The following is a 16,079-nucleotide window of genomic DNA, read 5'->3' on the forward strand; positions in this document are numbered from 1 at the left end:
GGGGTCGCGTGGGTTCGAGTTCCAGGGTTTTTGCTCCCCTAGAAAGAAGGGTGAAAAGGTCGTAAAAATCTCTGGGAGAACTCTTGAAGAAAAGATGACAGATGGCTAAAGTCGGTTCACGGTGCCGGGTGTGGTGATGGATTGCACGCCGGCAATGACCTTGTGGGCCAGCAGCGCGCCGGCCTGCGTGTGGATGGATTGAGTCTGAACATAGAGGGGTTGGAGATGTTGATGAGCAAGTCCTTGCCGGCTGCCGGCGTGATCGCTGCGGCCATCGCCGCGTTGCTGCCTTCGCTGGCGCAGGCCCAAACCGCTACCGCGGTGCAGATCTGCGAATGCCTGGTGACCGACCTGTCCACCGATGGCCAGTCCGCCACCGGCCAGATGTACGGCACCTACGAGACCTTCCACTGGAACGCCAGCACCGGCCTGACCCTGCTGGGCCGCAACATGGCCACCGAGATCGGCATTCCGCCGCCTGGCCTTCCTGCCATTTCCGGTGATGGCAAGAAGGTGGCGGCCACGGTGATGAACGACGCCAACACCTACGGCACCCAAGCGGTGTGGACCGCGGAAAAAGGCTGGACCGTGCTGAAGCCGCTGCCCGCCGATGGCGGCGTGATGGACACCGACGACGGTTCGGTCTGGGGCATGTCGCGCGACGGCAAGGTCATCACCGGCCTGTACTGGCGCCCGAACCAGAGAGGTGGCAGCGCACATGGCAGCGTCTGGAAGGCCAAGGTCGGCATGGTCGGCATGCCGACCGCTGGCGGCTCGGCCCGCATCGACGATGCCAACAAGGACGGCAACGTGCTGGCCGGCTGGGAAGAAGACCCCAACACCGGCAGCCGCCTGCCGGCCGTGTGGGTGAACGGCGAGCGCACCTGGCTGGACCTGAACTACGGCGAAGCCGAGGCAGTGAACGGTGACGGTGACATCCTGGTCGGCCAGGCGCCGGACCCGGAAACCGGCATCCCGGCGGCCGCACGCTGGAAGTGGAACGGCAAGAAGTGGGAGACCAAGATCCTGGGCATCCTGCCCAACAGCGATTGGGGCGGCATGGCCTATGCCAATGCGCTGTCCGACGATGGCAAGCTGGTCGGCGGCCTGGCCCGCACCACCTTCACGCCGGCCACCAGCGGCTTCCTCTGGACCAAGGCCACCGGCCTGGTCCTGGCGGCCGACTTCCTGAAGACCCATGGCTACTCGTCCAGGGGCTACAACCTGACCAACGTGATCGCCATCACGCCCAAGGGCGACAAGCTGGTCATCGTCGAAGTCATGAAGCGCTCGCCGTACACCCAGCGCAGCATGTTGATCACGCTGCCGGACGCGGCCATCGCGCCTTGAGTCCAGCATCCGCTCGCGGTCCTCGTGACCGATGCGGGTGTTTTTCGGGCCTGCCACTGCGGCAGGCCCGTCTTTGCTGGCGCCGTCGCCGGGGTTACTTCACCGATACTCGGGACCACCTAGTCCCGCACCGCTGGCCGCTGTTTCGATGTCTTCCCTCGCGCTTTCCCCGCTGTCCTCGTCGGATGCCACGGCCGCTGAGCCTGCCGACCTGCCGGCCCGTGGCACGTCGCCGGTGACGGCCGTTGCGACTGCGCTGCGAGCCGCATTGACGCCCTTGATCGCCGAGCTCGCCGGCATGCCGCCGCGGCCGATCCGGCTGATGCGCAGCGCCGGACTGGACAAGAGCCTGGCCAGCCGGCTGGTGCAGGCCACGCGCGCGGAGTCCGACGCCGAATTCCTGCACCGCCTGCCATCGCCCACCGGGCTGCGCATGCTGATCGACGGTGCCCAGGGCCATGCCGACGAGGCGCTGGTCAGCCCGCTGGCCGCGGCCATCGACGCCTTCCAGTCGCTGCTGGACCGGCTGCCCGGTGGTCGCCAGGGGCTGGATGCCCAACTCGGCGCCAACGAGGAAGACGTGCGCGCCCGCCGCGAGCACATGGCCCGCCAGGCCTCGTTCAAGGCCGTGTCCTTTCTGTTCGGCCACTACGCCGAGACCGTCAGCACCGCCTTGTTCATCGTGCCGAGCCCGGACGGCCGGCACCTCGATTTCATCGAAGTGCATCGCCGCATCGGCCTGCAGCGGGTCACACCCGGCACTGCGGTGCCGCTGCTGAGCCTGCATGTGCAGGACGAGGTCGCGCCCGATGGTGAGGAGCCGCGCATGCGCAGCCTGGCAGGTAGGCCCGGTACCGACGACGCGGCCGATTTCATCCTCGCCGAAGCCAGCGGCCAGCCGCTGCCGGCGCTGCAGCTGGAACGTGAAGGGCGCATCAACACCTTCGTGCTGCCCGGCGACAGTGCTGCCATCCCCAGTCCGCTGACCACTGCCTTCCGCGCCGACCGCGGGCACCAGCTGGACGATGCCGCCAGCAGCCAGATCCTGCGCATCTACATGCTGCACACCCCGTGCCACCGCCTGGTGCGCGACGTCTTCATGGCCGAAAGTCTGTGGCCGCGGGCCCGCCCGCGCATCACCTTCTTCCTGCCCGGCCCCACCGGCGTGCCGCTGGCGCCACCGGACCCGACCCATCGGCACTACCGGCAACTCAACCTCAGCGCCACCATCGACCCCCTGCCGCACGGCATGCCCGACGACAGCAAGCCCTGGGCGCTGGCCGGCGTGCCGGACCACCAGGACACGCTGGCCCTGGCGCTGCAGCGCGCAGGCTTGTCTGGCCAACGCTTCCGCGGCTGGCGCTGCGAGATGGCCTACCCGGTGCCGCTGATCGAGATGCAGATCGTGATCGACAACATCGATCCGGCCGCCAGCGCTGCGAGCTAGAAGCTCAGGTCTTCCGGCAACGCATAGCGGAAGCGCTTGGGATCGAACGCCAGCTCCCAGGTCTTCTGCGGCCGCTGTTCGCCATTGACCAATCCGCCGCCCGTGACGCTGAAGCTCAACAAGCCCTTGGCCGGCACCGGGCCGGCGCGGTAGGTCCAGCGGGCGTGGCTGCAGCGCCGCTGTTCTTCGGCTGCAGCCGTTTCCTCGTCGTCCACCTTGCCGTCGGCTTCGGTGACCGCTGTGCCGGCCTGGCCTGCCGTGGGTTCGCATGCGCTGCCAGGGCCGTCTGCCAGCGAGGCCGGGAAGCGGACCAGCTCGGCGATGTCGACCTCGTGCGGCGCCATCACCACCTGCCAGGTCGCCGCCGGCTTGTCCGCCGCCTTGGCGTCGTAGTGCGTGGTCAGCACCCAGCCCCAGGTCTTGGCGCCCAGCGCCATGAACTTCACGTCCTGCGGCTGCAATGGCCTGGCACCTTGCTCCTGCCGCAGTGGCGTGCTGACCTCCAGCAGCGAACCGTCGCGCTTGGCCATGTTGCCCTTGACCTGGAACAGCCCGGTCAGCGCCGGCTCCGCCTGGGTGGGCCGCAGCGGCGTGCCGGCGGCGACGAAATACAGCTCGTCGTCACCTTGCGCGCCGTCTTCCGGCCCCACCTTGGCCTGCTGCACCACCTGCATCAGGTAGTGCACCTGCTGCGGCCCGGTCCACAGCCAGCCCTTTTGCTCCGCAGAGTAGGCACCATAGTTGCGCTGCATCACCGCTTCGATGACTTCGTCGGCCTCGATGCGGATGGGCACATGGTGGCGCTGCGTCTGCAACCAGAACACGGTGGCGGCAGCGGCCAGCGCACCCACCACCAGCAGCGCATGGGGCAGCCAGGCTCGCGGGGTCTGGCGCACCGTGGTGGGCCGGGGCGTCAGCCGGGAGTCTTGCGAAGAATCCAGTGAGCTGGAGTCGTAGTCGTCGATGGGCATGGACAGCCAAGGGCCCGGGGCGGAACAGGTCGCCATTGTCGCTTGGCCGCGAAAGCCGGCAGGACCAACCGGTGCTCACCTCGCGGCGGTGGGGCTTGTCCGTGCGTCGTCTCTCCCTTGTGTCCTGGTCTGATCGAACGCGATCAATGCGCCGCTGCAGAGGCAGGGCTCTTCGCCTCGGCGAGGCCGGGCAAGGCCCGCTGGACGGCAATCTCCCTGGCGGCCTCCAGCCAGTTCGTCGGAACGGCAGCATCGTTCCACTCGACAGCCTGCCATTGGCCGCCCGGGCTGGCTTGACGGTACAGCGCCGAGCGCAAAGTCCTTGTCGGCTTGGCTGATCGACCCGGTGGGCCAGCACACGGCCAGCCAGGGTTCGATGACCAGCCTCTAGTGGCCTGTCAGCCTTGCAGTACCGCCCGCGGTCCCCAAGCCGCATGAACCGGCGGTTCAGGCAACCGGAACGGGTCGTTCTCTTCGATTTGACTCTCGGCTTCAATGGACGCAGGCCAGGTGGGCAGCTTGCAGCTCTTGAAGACCAGCCAGCGGCAGAGCGCCAGCGGCGCATACAGCGGTGACAGAGCGTAGCGGGCTTCATACCAGGAGGCGGGCATTGCCATCACGACCCAGTCGAAACAGTTCCGCCAAGACGTTCGGACAGACAGGTCAATGCGGCGCAAGGGAACTTGCAAATCGGGGGCCACGGCGCGAGCCTGCTCGGAAGCATCTTCGAACACATGCTCGGGGCCTTCTTCCATGTACCTCCGGATGAATTCCCAGATCTCCTCGATCTTTTCGTCAGCGTCGAAATAATGCCCCACGGCAAAGGTATGCAGGATCTTCCGATCAGCATCGCAAACGTGGCAGCGGAGGTCCCGCAGAAAGGTCTCGTCGCCATTGGCACGGCCGATATGGAAAAAGGCCTGATCCCACGGGACACTGACCACCCCGCCATCACGCTTGCTGAGGAACGCATGCACCATGCGTGTCTTGCGATTAAAGCGGATAGGGTAATAGGTGAATGTAAAAAAATCCTTGAGAAGGATTAATTTACTAAGAAATATACCGCTGCCCCAGAAGATAACCGCTAAGAAGACTTGGTGCCCCAGGAGGCTATTTCCGTCCCAATCAGTAAAGCCCAACTTTATTGCAGATGCAACCCAGAAACCGACGAAAAGCACCACAGCGAGTAGGCACATCAGTGTGGCAATCATGCCGCGCTGCCTGAACTGGCGATCAATGATCTCTATGAAAGTGGAGTTGAAGCGAATCAAACTTGCATGATTATCACTCCGGGAGTAACGGCGACCACGAAGGAGTTCGCGATCTTCTTCGCCGCCCGAAACGCGCTCGCCATGTGGAAATGGCTGAAACCATCCGCTGTACATTGTCAAGTCTCGCTTAAGGCCTTCAATGCCTCGAGTTCTTCAGCAAGTGAAGGGAATCCATCGCCATCTTCATGTTTTCCCCAGTATGACTTGTGCAACCACTTTTGGACTTTGGTTGGCTTGAAGTACCCGACTACCAGATAAATGGCTGCAACCACCAGCGATAGCAGGAACCCCCAAGGGCCGGTGTAGCCGATCAAAGTCAGAATGGCGCCGACGATGGAGAACAACCCCAGTGCAATGACGATACTTCCGTAGGTGGGACTGATACCCAGGGCCTGATACCCTTCTTTGAGCGCCAAGGCGCCGCTGATGAACCCCCCAACAGCCCCAATCACCTTGCCACCATAGCCCAGCAACTTGGCACGGGTGTCCAAGTTGTTGAGCAGGAATTTCACCGGCTGCCCCAGTTTCTGGGCGCCCCACGACGTGGCTTGAAGGGCTCCGCCGACCGATTCGATGATGGCGCCGCTGAGCGATGCAATGGCACCGGCGAAGGCAACCATTTTTGTCGTCTTCTCGGACCCATGGGCTTTTGCCATGTCCGTGTAGGCGCTTCGTAACGTGAGAGCGATGAAGAAACTGGCGGCGATGTTGATCTTCACGTCCCGCGCGAACATGTTGCGCATGCCCGATTCCAGCATGTCGTTCGCCTGCCGGAGTTGCAGCACACGGCCTGCGACGAGTTCGTCCCGCGTGCTTCGCAGGCTGCGTGAAGCGTACTCCTTCAAGCTTTCCGCCTCTACTCTGTCCACGAGCGCAATCGCGTTGTACGCATATTTTGTACCTCTCAATTCCTCGGCTTCATCCAGTATGGTTCTGACCTTCGTGCGATATTGATTGCTCTCCTTGCCAGAGTATTCTGCAATGGCATCCGCCAGTCGCCTTACAGCCATCTTTCGGGTGGTCACCGCACGCATGTCGATGAGCACGAGATTGGGATTTCCCGCCTTTGCGAGGGAGCCCAGCAGCGCCATCAATCGCTTTTCCGGCAACTTTGCGGCTGTCCATGCGGCTGCGTTGTCGAATGCAATGCCGATCTTGTGAAGCATGGGGCCGGCCACTTGCTGTGTCAGGCGTACCACGGCGTTCATGGACTTGTTCATGGCGGTCGGGGTCGTGACCGGTGCCTTGTAGTGATCGATTTTGGCCAACTTCTTGAAGCTGCCCCATGTCTTCTCCGCGATCTTGTCCCATTTGAACGGGTCGAGCTGCATGGCCTTGCCATCTCCGCCATCGCCAGAGGCGTTGTGCGTCCACTCCTTGAGGGCAGCGTCCTGGTTGAGCATCAGCGCCCTGAGGATGAGGCTTCGGGCCTGGGTCGGATCTTGTTCGAGTTGAGTCGAGATGAACTCCCATACGCCACGCCGGCCGGAGGCATCGTTCAGGACAACCGAGAGCTTCAGCGTATAGGCCTCGCCGTTCTCCGGGTCCGCCGGATCGAAGTTGTATTGGAAATACTGGGCCATCGCGTCGCTCTCCAGCCATTTGCGATAGATGGCATCCAAGGGGCGGACGACCTGTGATTCGAAATCCGACAACTCCTTTGGAAACTCCGTGTTCAGGTAATTGTCGACGGCGGTTTTTCGGTACAGGCGGACGTGATCCTTCTCCCATTCTTCGGCACCAATGACATCTTGACGTTCTTCCGAGATGTAGCGGAGATTGCCGTACTTCTCTGGGATTGAACTTCCACGCATGAACGGCCCCGCGTGGGCGGGCATGATGGACAGCAGGATCCCCCCTGCGGTCTGCTGTGAGTCGCGTGCGCTTTCGACGGCGCCGTTCTGCACCGCGAGCCGGAGCACTTCAACCGTTTGTGCCGACTCGCGCTTCCATCGCCGTTCGGGCTGTTCGTACCAGGCCACCAACCGGTTCAGGATCTGCTGGTTGAGGTCTGCCGCGATGCCCGTGGGGTCATCGAGCGCCACCATCATGGGCGGTACGCCATCGGACACCTTGGACAGCGCCTGCACGAAGCCATCCTTTGTCATCGCTAGCGATTCGAAGCGCGTCAGCGAGTCCGAAAATGCGGGATGTGGCAGGTTTGAGGAAAACCAGGCCAGCACATTGTTGGACTGCTGGCTGAATTCGGCGACCGCATCGAGGTGCGCAAGCGGCGAGCCAACGTGGGGCTGGGTCGTGGCCCCCTTGCCGTCCACCCAGGCGCGGGCGTCGATCTTCCGCATCGAGCTACGACGGTTGTCCTGGTTGGCTTTGTAGGCCTTCAACGTGGCTGGCGTCCAGGGCGTGTCCGAGAAGGTCAGGTACACGTTGCCGATGTGCTTCGCGTTCGGCAATGCGATGCACCGCGCCGCCTGGGCGCCGGGCCGCCGGCCGCAGGGTTCGCCCTGGGGGGCATCGGCAGGAGGGGCTGCCTGATCCAGGTTGAACTCGAAGAGGTAGCCTTTGGCGCTGACCTGGTATCCCTTCCAGCCGGCATCCCCCAGCTTTTCGTTGAAGAGGTACAGGTAGCCGGGCCGCACGGTGCGGAGGGTGTATTGGGTGAGTGCTGGAGGCAGCGCATACGCTGCCAAGCCGGCGCCGAACGGCGCGCGCAGCGGTGGGACGGGTTGCGGCAGCATCACATCCGTGCGCGCCACGGCGTAGAGGGCGGGGAACAGCAGCAGCCCTCTTCGATCACACAGGTCGCACTTGTTGCTCAAGTCGTCGCATGGCGACCGTGCGGGCGCCGCCGCTGCCGCGCCGGCCTTCTTCGCGGACTGGCTGGCGTTCTGGTTGTCCCATTGCCCGCCAGCCTCGCTGGGCAGGTACTTGTACGACGCCTGCCAGCGCGCACTCATGCCCTTCTCATGGCCCTGGGTTTTGGTGGTCCAGTGAAGGATCTGCAGGCCGCCAGGGGTCAGGTGGCACTCGGCGGTCACCGAGGTTGGCGAGGTGAAGTGCCAGCACTTCACGTTGCCGGTCTTGGGATCCCTCGCAACTTCGTACCAGCCGGGTTTGAATGTGGACATGTTCGTTTGCTTTCTGGCCCGACGGCGGTTCAGCCGCGGGTGGTTAAAGGCGCCAGCTGCCCCGCGTCTGCCAGTTCCTGCATCCCCGCGAGGTAGCTTTGCTCTCCGGCCCTGACCTGCCCGAGCAGCCGGCGCACGGCCTCGACGTCGTGCACGTCGGCCCCGAACTTCACCGCATTCACTGCGTACTGGATCTGGTCGTCCGGGTCGGCGAGCGCCTCGTCGACGATGGCGCGCCGCACGAGATCGTCCAGCTGGTCGAGCGACTCAGGCGAGGGCGGGGCGGGCAGCAACTCGTCGGCCTGCAGCTTCAGGGCGGTTCGGTTCAGCAGGTCCAGGCGGGCCAGCGCGTCGATCTGGGCAAGCGACAGCACCGGGCGGAGGCCGGTGGCCGGGCGATTCGCCACACTGCGCCGCCGCCAAGTTCGGGCAAGGCCATCGAACCAGGTCCAGGCCCGAGCTGGCCAGATGAAGCCATCAAGCTGTTGATCGGTGAAGATGCGTGGCAGGTGCTGGAAGACGCGCGGGTCCGGGTAGCGGAAAAAATAGGAGCGGGAACTGCGTTCTAGCCGCAGCAGCAGCTGCCGGCCCAGGCGGGCCTTCAGGCTGGCGAACGATTCACTGGTCTCGAGCAAGGCGCCGAAAAGGGGCGGCAGCTGTTGGGCCATGCGCGCTTCGGCCAGGTCCAGGCATTCAAGCCGCAACGCCAGCGGGATGTCACGCAGGCAGGCCAGTCGCGGCAACAGGCGCGCGTCGCATTCGAACTGCTCGGTGCCCAGCGGCTGGGCCTCGAGCGCGATCCACATTGGTTCATCGACATCGGACGGGTTCAGCAACGCGAAGTCTTGCGCGAGCAGAACGCGATGGTCGAGGACAGGCAGGTCAACCGTCATCGCCGGTCAATTGCCCGCGGCGACCAGAGCCGCACCGGACGCGTTGGCGCCGTGCATTCGGAATTCGCACAGCTTGACCTCGGCGGGTTTGGCGAGTTGGGCATTGGCTTGCATCGAACTTGGTCCAGTCAGATTCTTTTGTGCCGCCTTGAACTCCACCTTCCCCGGCCCCTTGAGCGTGATGGACCCCGACTGGATGTCGAGTGCCGCCCCCGCCGCGGTCAGCAGCACATGGTTCGGCGCGCCGATCAGCACATTCGCGGTGGTGCTCACCACTTCGACAGACAGGCTCGCGGCGAGACTGGCGGTCGAAGTATTTGCACTGGCCTGCAAGCTGCCAGTCGCGGCATGGATCGCAAGGCCTGTTTCCGCGTTGGGCTTGTTGGGGTTGTTGGCCTTGCCATGGGTGAACAGCACGACACCGCCGTTGGCGACCATGCTGTGGTGACCCTGGGCGATGCTGGCAATGTCCTGTCCGGCCGACAGCGTGAGGTTGGCGCCGCTGCTGGTGATGGCGTGGGCAGGCGTGAACAGGCCGATTCCGGCGGGCGCGGCCAGCACCAGCTCGGGCCTGCCCCAGGCGGGCACGCTGCCCCAGCCGCCTTCGATGGCCACGGTGCCGTCCGAGCTGGCCGGGTTGGCACCACCCTGGCGGCTGTCCGTGGCGGCCAGGCTTTCGTTGAGCGCCTGCATGCCTTGTTCTGCCGGCAACTGCTTGGCCGTGTCTTCCGGCTTGGCGCCTTGCACGTCGGGCTCGTCCTTGAGCTTGGCCAGGTGGGCCTGCGCCGTCTCGGCCAGCGTGTGCACCAGGTCCTGCGCGGCTTGCAGTTGCTGCAAGGGGTCGCGTGATTGCAATTGCAGGCCACCGGCGGTGCTGGGCGCTTCGGCATGGGCGCTGACCAGCAGGCCACTGCCGGCGCGCAGCGCACCGTGCCCCGCAGTGGCCAGGTCCAGGCCATGGCCGCGCGGGGCCAGGCGCTGGTTGTCGTCCTGCTGGATCAGGTGGCCCAGCTGCAAGCGGCTGCCCAAGGTGCTGGCGCCGAGCTCGATGCGGTTGGCGCCGGGGCTGTCGTCGAACACCAGCTGCGTGTAGCCGCCAAAGCCGCTGGCGCTGCTGCCCAACTCCTGGCTCTTGTGGCCCAGCATCACGGCCGGGTGCTGGTGGCCCTGGCGGTCGCCCGCAGCCGTTTCGCCCGGGAACCAGGCCGGCGCATTGCCGACTGCACCGGCTGCGCCCGCGGCCACCTGGTTAGCCTGCGCATCGGCCGTGCCTTCACCGTTGTAGGCCGAGCCGATGACCACCGGGCGGTCGATGTCGCCGCCGACAAACGCGACCGCCACCTCATGGCCCACGCGCGGGATGAACACCGCGCCATGGTTGTCGCCGGCCTGCGCCTGGCCCACGCGCACCCAGGTGAAGCTGGCGTCGCTGGCGGGGGCGTTGTCGTCACCGGCCGGGTGGCTCAGGCGGTGGCTGGCGCCCGCGCCGCGCTGCCAGTGGAACTGCAGCTTCACGCGGCCGTCGCGGTCGGTCATCACCGGGCCACTGCTGCCTCCGCCGCCCATTACCAGCGCCGTCTGCGTGCCATGCACCGTGGGCTTGCGGTGCAGCCGCACGTCGGGCTGGCCCAGCGTGCGCAGCGCGTGCGGGTCGAACAGATCGGGGCCGGCGTCGTCCGCTGCGTCGACCGCGTTGGCATGGACCTGCTCGCGCAGCACCCCGAAACGCGGTTCGCCAGAGGATGGTGTGTGGCCCGCAGCCAGCCGCACCGGCACGGCCAGCGGCTGGGCCAGCAGCGCGGCCTCGTGCAGCGGGCGATCGTCCGTACCGGATGCGTCGGACGAGCCGGTGCCCTGGGCCACCTCGCTGGCGAAGACCTCGCTGAGCGCCGTCAGCCGGGCTTGCTCGTCGGCCCGGAAGTTGTTGCGGGCGCGATGCTGCAAGGCCAGGATGACGAAGGTGTCGGCCTCGCGGTCGGTGCCGTCGTGGCGCGGGTGCTCGGCCAGCGTGAAGCTGCTGCCGGCTTCGGCGCGGCGCCACGGGCCATGGCCCAGCGTGCGCTGGCGCAAGGCGCCCAGCGCCTCGGCCTGGCGCTGCACCAGGCGCTGGCCCTGGTCGATGGACTCGTAGGCGTAGCTGCTGGGCGTGTCGCTGATGCTCAGTTCGGCCAGCGGACCGCCTTCCACGCCAGCCTGCACCGGCCGCGTGCTGCGGCTGCGGTGGTCCCAGCTGCTCAGGTCGACCCGGGCGCTGGCCACGCGCTGCACGCTGCGCCAGCGGGTCAGGCTGTCTTCGCCGAAGCTGTGGTCGCTGTGCGTGAAGCGCACCACCGGCTGGCGGTTCTCGGCAAAGGCGCCGTTGTGGTCGGCGATCACCAACGTGTGGCTGCCCAGTGTGTCGTCGTCGGCCGCACCGGTGTGTTCCCACCAGCAGAACAGGCCTTCCTCGAGCATCAGCCGCTGCACGAAGTCCAGGTCGCTCTCCTGGTACTGGGTGCACAGGCTGCGGCGCGGGTAGACCGAGGCGTCGGCGAGATCCCAGCGCCACAGCGGGGCGAGCTGGCCTTGACCCTGGTAGTCGGCAAAGACCGCATCGATGATCTGCGGCACCGACAGGTCCTGGAACACGAACGAATCCACCCGGTGGGCCAGCACGGCCAGCCAGGGCTCGATGACCAGCCGGTAGCGCGCCAGGCCGCCGTCCGAGCCGGTGAGGGCTGCGGCCACGATGTGGCCGTGCCAGGGGCGCAGTTCATCACGGCTGTCCTGGCACAGCAGCTCGACCAGCGCCGGCTGGCCGATCAATGTCTTGAGTTCCAGGTGCGCGTCTGCGCTGAAGGCATGCACCACGAGGCGCATGCCGGCGCGCGCCGGTCCCAGTTGCGCGTTGCCCGGCAGTGCGGGGCCGATGAAGGGGCCGATGCATTCCCAGCTGTGCAGGTCTTCGGCAAACAGCACATCTGCGCCCAGCGGCGTGTGCAGCCGCAGCAGGCGCTCGGCCTGGGTGTGGCCGCCCAGCAGGGACGTGACGGCGGCCGGCGCCGATGACCCGACGGCGGCCAGCATCGAGGTGGCCATCGAGGTGAGCGTCATTGCACGGTGTACTTGAAGTCGCCGCTCTTGCCGGCACTGACCTTGATGCGCTGCACCGCCTGGCCCTCGGCCATGCGCGCCAGCACCTGGCCCGCGATCTCGGGCAGCAGCGTGCCGTTGAGGATGTGGTCCACGTTGCGCGCGCCGGTGTCGACCTCGGTGCAGCGCGCCAGCACGGCGTCGACCAGCTTGTCGTCGTAGGCGAACTCGGCCTGGTGGTTGCTGCCCACGCGCCTGGCAATGCGGTCCAGCTTCAGGCGGATGATGCTGTCGAGCGCCTCGTCGCCAATCGCGTAGTACGGGATCACCTTCATGCGCCCGAGGAAGGCCGGCTTGAAGCTCTTGTAGAGCACAGGGCGCAGCGCCTCGGCCAGGGCCTCGGCTTCGGGATACTCGCTGGCCGGCTTGTTGACGCAGGCCTGCATGATCTGCGAGGAGCCGATGTTGCTGGTCAGGATGATGGTGGTGTTGCGGAAGTCGATCTCGCGGCCTTCGGCATCGTCCATCACGCCCTTGTCGAAGACCTGGAAGAACATCTCCAGCACGTCCGGGTGGGCCTTCTCCACTTCGTCCAGCAGCACCACGCTGTAGGGCTGGCGGCGCACGGCTTCGGTCAGCACGCCGCCTTCGCCATAGCCCACGTAACCCGGTGGCGAGCCCTTCAGGCCGGAGACCGAATGCGCCTCCTGGTACTCGCTCATGTTGATCGTCACCAGCTTCTTCTCGCCACCGTACAGCAGGTCTGCCAGCGCCAGCGCCGTCTCGGTCTTGCCCACGCCGCTGGGGCCGATGAACATGAACACGCCCTTGGGTTTGTTCGGATCTTCGAGGTTGGCGCGGCTGGTGCGCACGCGCTGCGCAATGGCGGCCAGCGCGTGTGGCTGGCCGATGATGCGTTGCCCCATCAGTGGCTGCAGGTTCAGCACGGTCTTCAGGTCGTCCTTGACCATCTTGCCCAGCGGGATGCCGGTCCAGGCCGCGACGATGGCGGACACGGCGTGCGCGTCCACCTCGATCGGCACCAGCGGCTGCTCGCCCTGCAGCGTGGCCAGCTCGGCCAGCTTGCCTTGCAGCGGCGTGGGTGGCGCGGCCGGGACTGCCGCTGCCTTGCTGGCGGCGGACCTGGCCTTGGCCGGCCTGGCCGCGACGGGCGGCGCAAGCACCACGGCGCCACTGGCCATGTCTGCCGTCACGGCGGCTTCGAGTTCGGCGCGCAGCTGCTGCACCTCGGCCACCAGCGTCTTTTCCGAGGCGTACTGGTCGCTCAGCGCGGTGAGCCGGGCTTGCGCCGCTTCACGCAGGCTGTGCAGCGTGCCCAGCCGGGTGTCATGCGAGGTGCCGATGGCGGCCTCGCGGGACAGCGAGGCAATCTCCGCATCCAGCCGGCCGACCTGCTTTTGCAGGTCTTCCATCGCGGCCGGCGTGGCGGCCTGGCCCAGCGCCACCTTGGCGCAGGCGGTGTCCAGCACGCTGATGGCCTTGTCAGGCAGCTGGCGGCCGGTGATGTAGCGTGCCGACAGGCGCACGGCCTCGGTGATGGCCTCGTCGCGGATGCGCACCTTGAAGTGTTTTTCCATCAACGGCGCCATGCCGCGCAGCATCGCCGAGGCCAGCTCTTCGGTGGGCTCTTCGACCTTGACGACCTGGAAGCGCCGTGCCAGCGCGGCGTCCTTCTCGAAGTACTTCTTGTATTCGCTCCAGGTGGTCGCGGCCACGGTGCGCAGCTCGCCACGCGCCAGTGCGGGCTTGAGCAGGTTGGCGGCGTCGTTCTGGCCGGCCTGGCCACCGGCGCCAATCATGGTGTGCGCCTCGTCGATGAACAGGATGATGGGATGCGGGCTGCGCTTGACCTCGTCGATCACGTTCTTCAGCCGGTTCTCGAACTCGCCTTTCACGCTGGCACCGGCCTGCAGCAGCCCCAGGTCCAGCACATGCAGCGCCACGCCTTGCAAGGGCTCGGGCACGTCGCCTTCGGCAATGCGCAGCGCCAGGCCTTCGACCACCGCCGTCTTGCCCACGCCGGCCTCGCCGGTGAGGATGGGGTTGTTCTGGCGGCGCCGCATCAGGATGTCGATGGCCTGGCGGATCTCGGCGTCGCGGCCAATGACCGGGTCGATCCTGCCCTCGCGGGCGCGCTGCACCAGGTTGCTGGTGAACTGGTCCAGCGCGGGCGTGCCTTGCGCGGTGGGCGCGGCCTGCTCGTCGGCGGCTTCGGCCTCGCTCGTGGAGGCGCCGCCGGTTTTCACCGATTGCTGTGCCTCTTCCGAGCCGCGGGTCACTTCGCCCAGGCTGTGCTTCAGCTCGTCGACCTTGACCCGCACGAACAGCTTGCTGACGCGGAAGGCCAGCTGGCTCAGCGCCGGCTCGGTGAGCAAGGCCAGCAGCAGGTGGGCGCTGCGGATGCGTGCATCGTGCGCGTCCAGCGACGCGATCAGCCAGGCGTTCTCGAGCAGCTGCAGCAGGTGCGAGGCAAACACCGGTGTGCGGGTGTTGCCGTTCTTGAAGCGCGCCAGCTCGCGTTGCAGGTCGGCCTGCAGCGCGCTGGTGGAGATGTCATAGCGCCGGCACAGCAGGCCGAAGTCGGACTGCGGCGACTCGAGCAGCGCCAGCAGCAGGTGCTCCACGTCCACCTCGAAGTGACCGTGCGACAAGGTGATGGACGCAGCCCGCTCCGCGGCGCGGCGGCAGGTGCTGTTGAGTTTGGCGATCAGCGTCTTGAGGTTGTTGCTCATGGAAGCGGGACGGGGTTGTCGTTGTCATGGCCGCGGTCTGCGGGGCTCAGGCCGCGGCGTGGATGTCGTAGGCCGCTTCTTCGCGGTCGGTGGCGCTGGGGCCGGACAGCAGGAAGGTGTTCCAGCCGAGGTGGGCGCCGCCTTGCTGCGGGTCTTCGCCCAGCTGCGCGGGTGCGATCTCTTCGGCCTTCAGGCACAGCCGTACCTCGTATTCGAGGCTGATGCCGGTGGCCAGCGTGACCAGCTGCTTGAGGGCGAGCGCGCCGGGGCCGCCGGGCAGGAAGCGGCGGTGCTGCGTGCGTGTCATCGGGCCGATGGACAGGCGAACGCGCAGGTCGCGCTGCCAGACGCGGTCGCCGATCAGCGCGTCGCTGCCGAGCGTGGCATTGGCCAGGCCGAGCGAGGTGCAGTTGTCTGCCTCCAGAGAGAACCAGCGGCCGACGAATTGGGTCAACGTGACCGGCAGGCCGAGGTAGTCGGCCAGCATCTGCTGCAGCTGGCGCGCACCGATGACTCGCTGCTGCAGGTGGCCGGCGTAGAACGCAACCGCGTCGTCGGCCACCGCGCCTTCCGGCGCCTGCATGCGGCCCTGCAGCCCCTGCAGGCCCAGTCCGGCGAGCGCCAGCGCCATCGGGCGGAACTGCCGCTGCGGGTCGGCTTCGAAGGCCAGCGGCAGGCGATGCTTGCGCCAGGCTTCATGGAACAGCGAGACGGCGCGGTGCTGGAAGATGTCGAGGAAGGCACGCGCCGCGCCGTCGCGGTCATAGACCTCGCGGGCCAGGAATTGTTCGGTGTACGACAGTGGCAGCGTGCCCATCACGCCGAGCAGGCCCATGAAGGCTGGCGTGAGCTCAATGCGCTCGGGTACCGGCGCCGCGGCGGGCAGTTCGGCGAGCGAGGCGGCCAGTGCGTCTGCCGCAGGGCCGGTGCCGGTCTGCGGCAACAGTTGCGCTGGCTGGCGCGCGTGGCGCTCCAGCGCGGCGATCTCGCTGGCCGGGAAGCTGAGCGACAGCGTGTTGCGGAACTGCAGCTCGGGCCTGGAGGCGGCGTCGTGGCTGTCGGCCCAGCGCTGCAGCAGGCGCACCGCCTGGTGAAAGCCGAAGCGGTGCGGCTCGGCGAACAGCCTGTCCACCGCGCTGGCCAGCAGCGCGCGGGCCGGCGCTGCGCGTGGCGGCGTGAGCGCCGCGGCAGGCGCGGGGATCAACGGGTGGCGGGCGGCATCCATGCGGGCGG

General features: G+C 66.6%; 9 protein-coding genes. 2 read left to right on the plus strand and 7 right to left on the minus strand.

Annotated features, from left to right (window positions below):
- Window positions 1-231 precede the first annotated feature (231 nt).
- Window positions 232-1,350 (plus strand): hypothetical protein, encoded by a 1,119-nt coding sequence (locus tag LRH25_RS04560; protein ID WP_141289502.1) that lies wholly within the window; start codon window positions 232-234, stop codon window positions 1,348-1,350.
- 148 nt (window positions 1,351-1,498) lie between these two features.
- Window positions 1,499-2,797 (plus strand): hypothetical protein, encoded by a 1,299-nt coding sequence (locus tag LRH25_RS04565; RefSeq protein WP_231010238.1) that lies wholly within the window; start codon window positions 1,499-1,501, stop codon window positions 2,795-2,797.
- On the opposite strand, the gene LRH25_RS04570 is transcribed toward LRH25_RS04565, so the two are convergent.
- From LRH25_RS04570 to tssG, 7 genes are all read right to left on the minus strand, one after another.
- Window positions 2,794-3,768: a hypothetical protein gene (locus LRH25_RS04570; RefSeq protein ID WP_141287887.1), complete on the minus strand. Its 975-nt coding sequence runs from the start codon at window positions 3,766-3,768 to the stop codon at window positions 2,794-2,796. The genes LRH25_RS04565 and LRH25_RS04570 overlap by 4 nt on opposite strands.
- Before the next feature lie 398 nt (window positions 3,769-4,166).
- Complete coding sequence (locus LRH25_RS04575) at window positions 4,167-5,153, minus strand: DUF6708 domain-containing protein (protein ID WP_141287886.1); 987 nt, start codon at window positions 5,151-5,153, stop codon at window positions 4,167-4,169.
- 2 nt (window positions 5,154-5,155) lie between these two features.
- Window positions 5,156-8,128, minus strand: coding sequence for a T6SS effector BTH_I2691 family protein (locus LRH25_RS04580; RefSeq protein WP_141287885.1), 2,973 nt, complete (start codon window positions 8,126-8,128; stop codon window positions 5,156-5,158).
- Between the two features lie 29 nt (window positions 8,129-8,157).
- Window positions 8,158-9,021 (minus strand): DUF4123 domain-containing protein, encoded by an 864-nt coding sequence (locus tag LRH25_RS04585; RefSeq protein WP_141287884.1) that lies wholly within the window; start codon window positions 9,019-9,021, stop codon window positions 8,158-8,160.
- A gap of 6 nt (window positions 9,022-9,027) precedes the next feature.
- The gene (locus LRH25_RS04590; RefSeq protein WP_231010239.1) at window positions 9,028-12,114 is read right to left on the minus strand and encodes a type VI secretion system Vgr family protein; all 3,087 of its coding nucleotides are present in this window, start codon (window positions 12,112-12,114) and stop codon (window positions 9,028-9,030) included.
- Entirely contained in the window at window positions 12,111-14,846 is a 2,736-nt protein-coding gene (gene tssH, locus LRH25_RS04595; RefSeq protein WP_231010240.1) for a type VI secretion system ATPase TssH, read from the minus strand. Before tssH ends, LRH25_RS04590 begins: the two co-directional genes overlap by 4 nt.
- A gap of 46 nt (window positions 14,847-14,892) precedes the next feature.
- Complete coding sequence (gene tssG / locus LRH25_RS04600; RefSeq protein ID WP_231010241.1) at window positions 14,893-16,071, minus strand: type VI secretion system baseplate subunit TssG; 1,179 nt, start codon at window positions 16,069-16,071, stop codon at window positions 14,893-14,895.
- Window positions 16,072-16,079: the final 8 nt, after the last annotated feature.

Origin of the sequence: Ideonella azotifigens (genome assembly GCF_021043325.1) — a bacterium.
GTDB classification, from domain to species: domain Bacteria; phylum Pseudomonadota; class Gammaproteobacteria; order Burkholderiales; family Burkholderiaceae_C; genus Ideonella; species Ideonella azotifigens.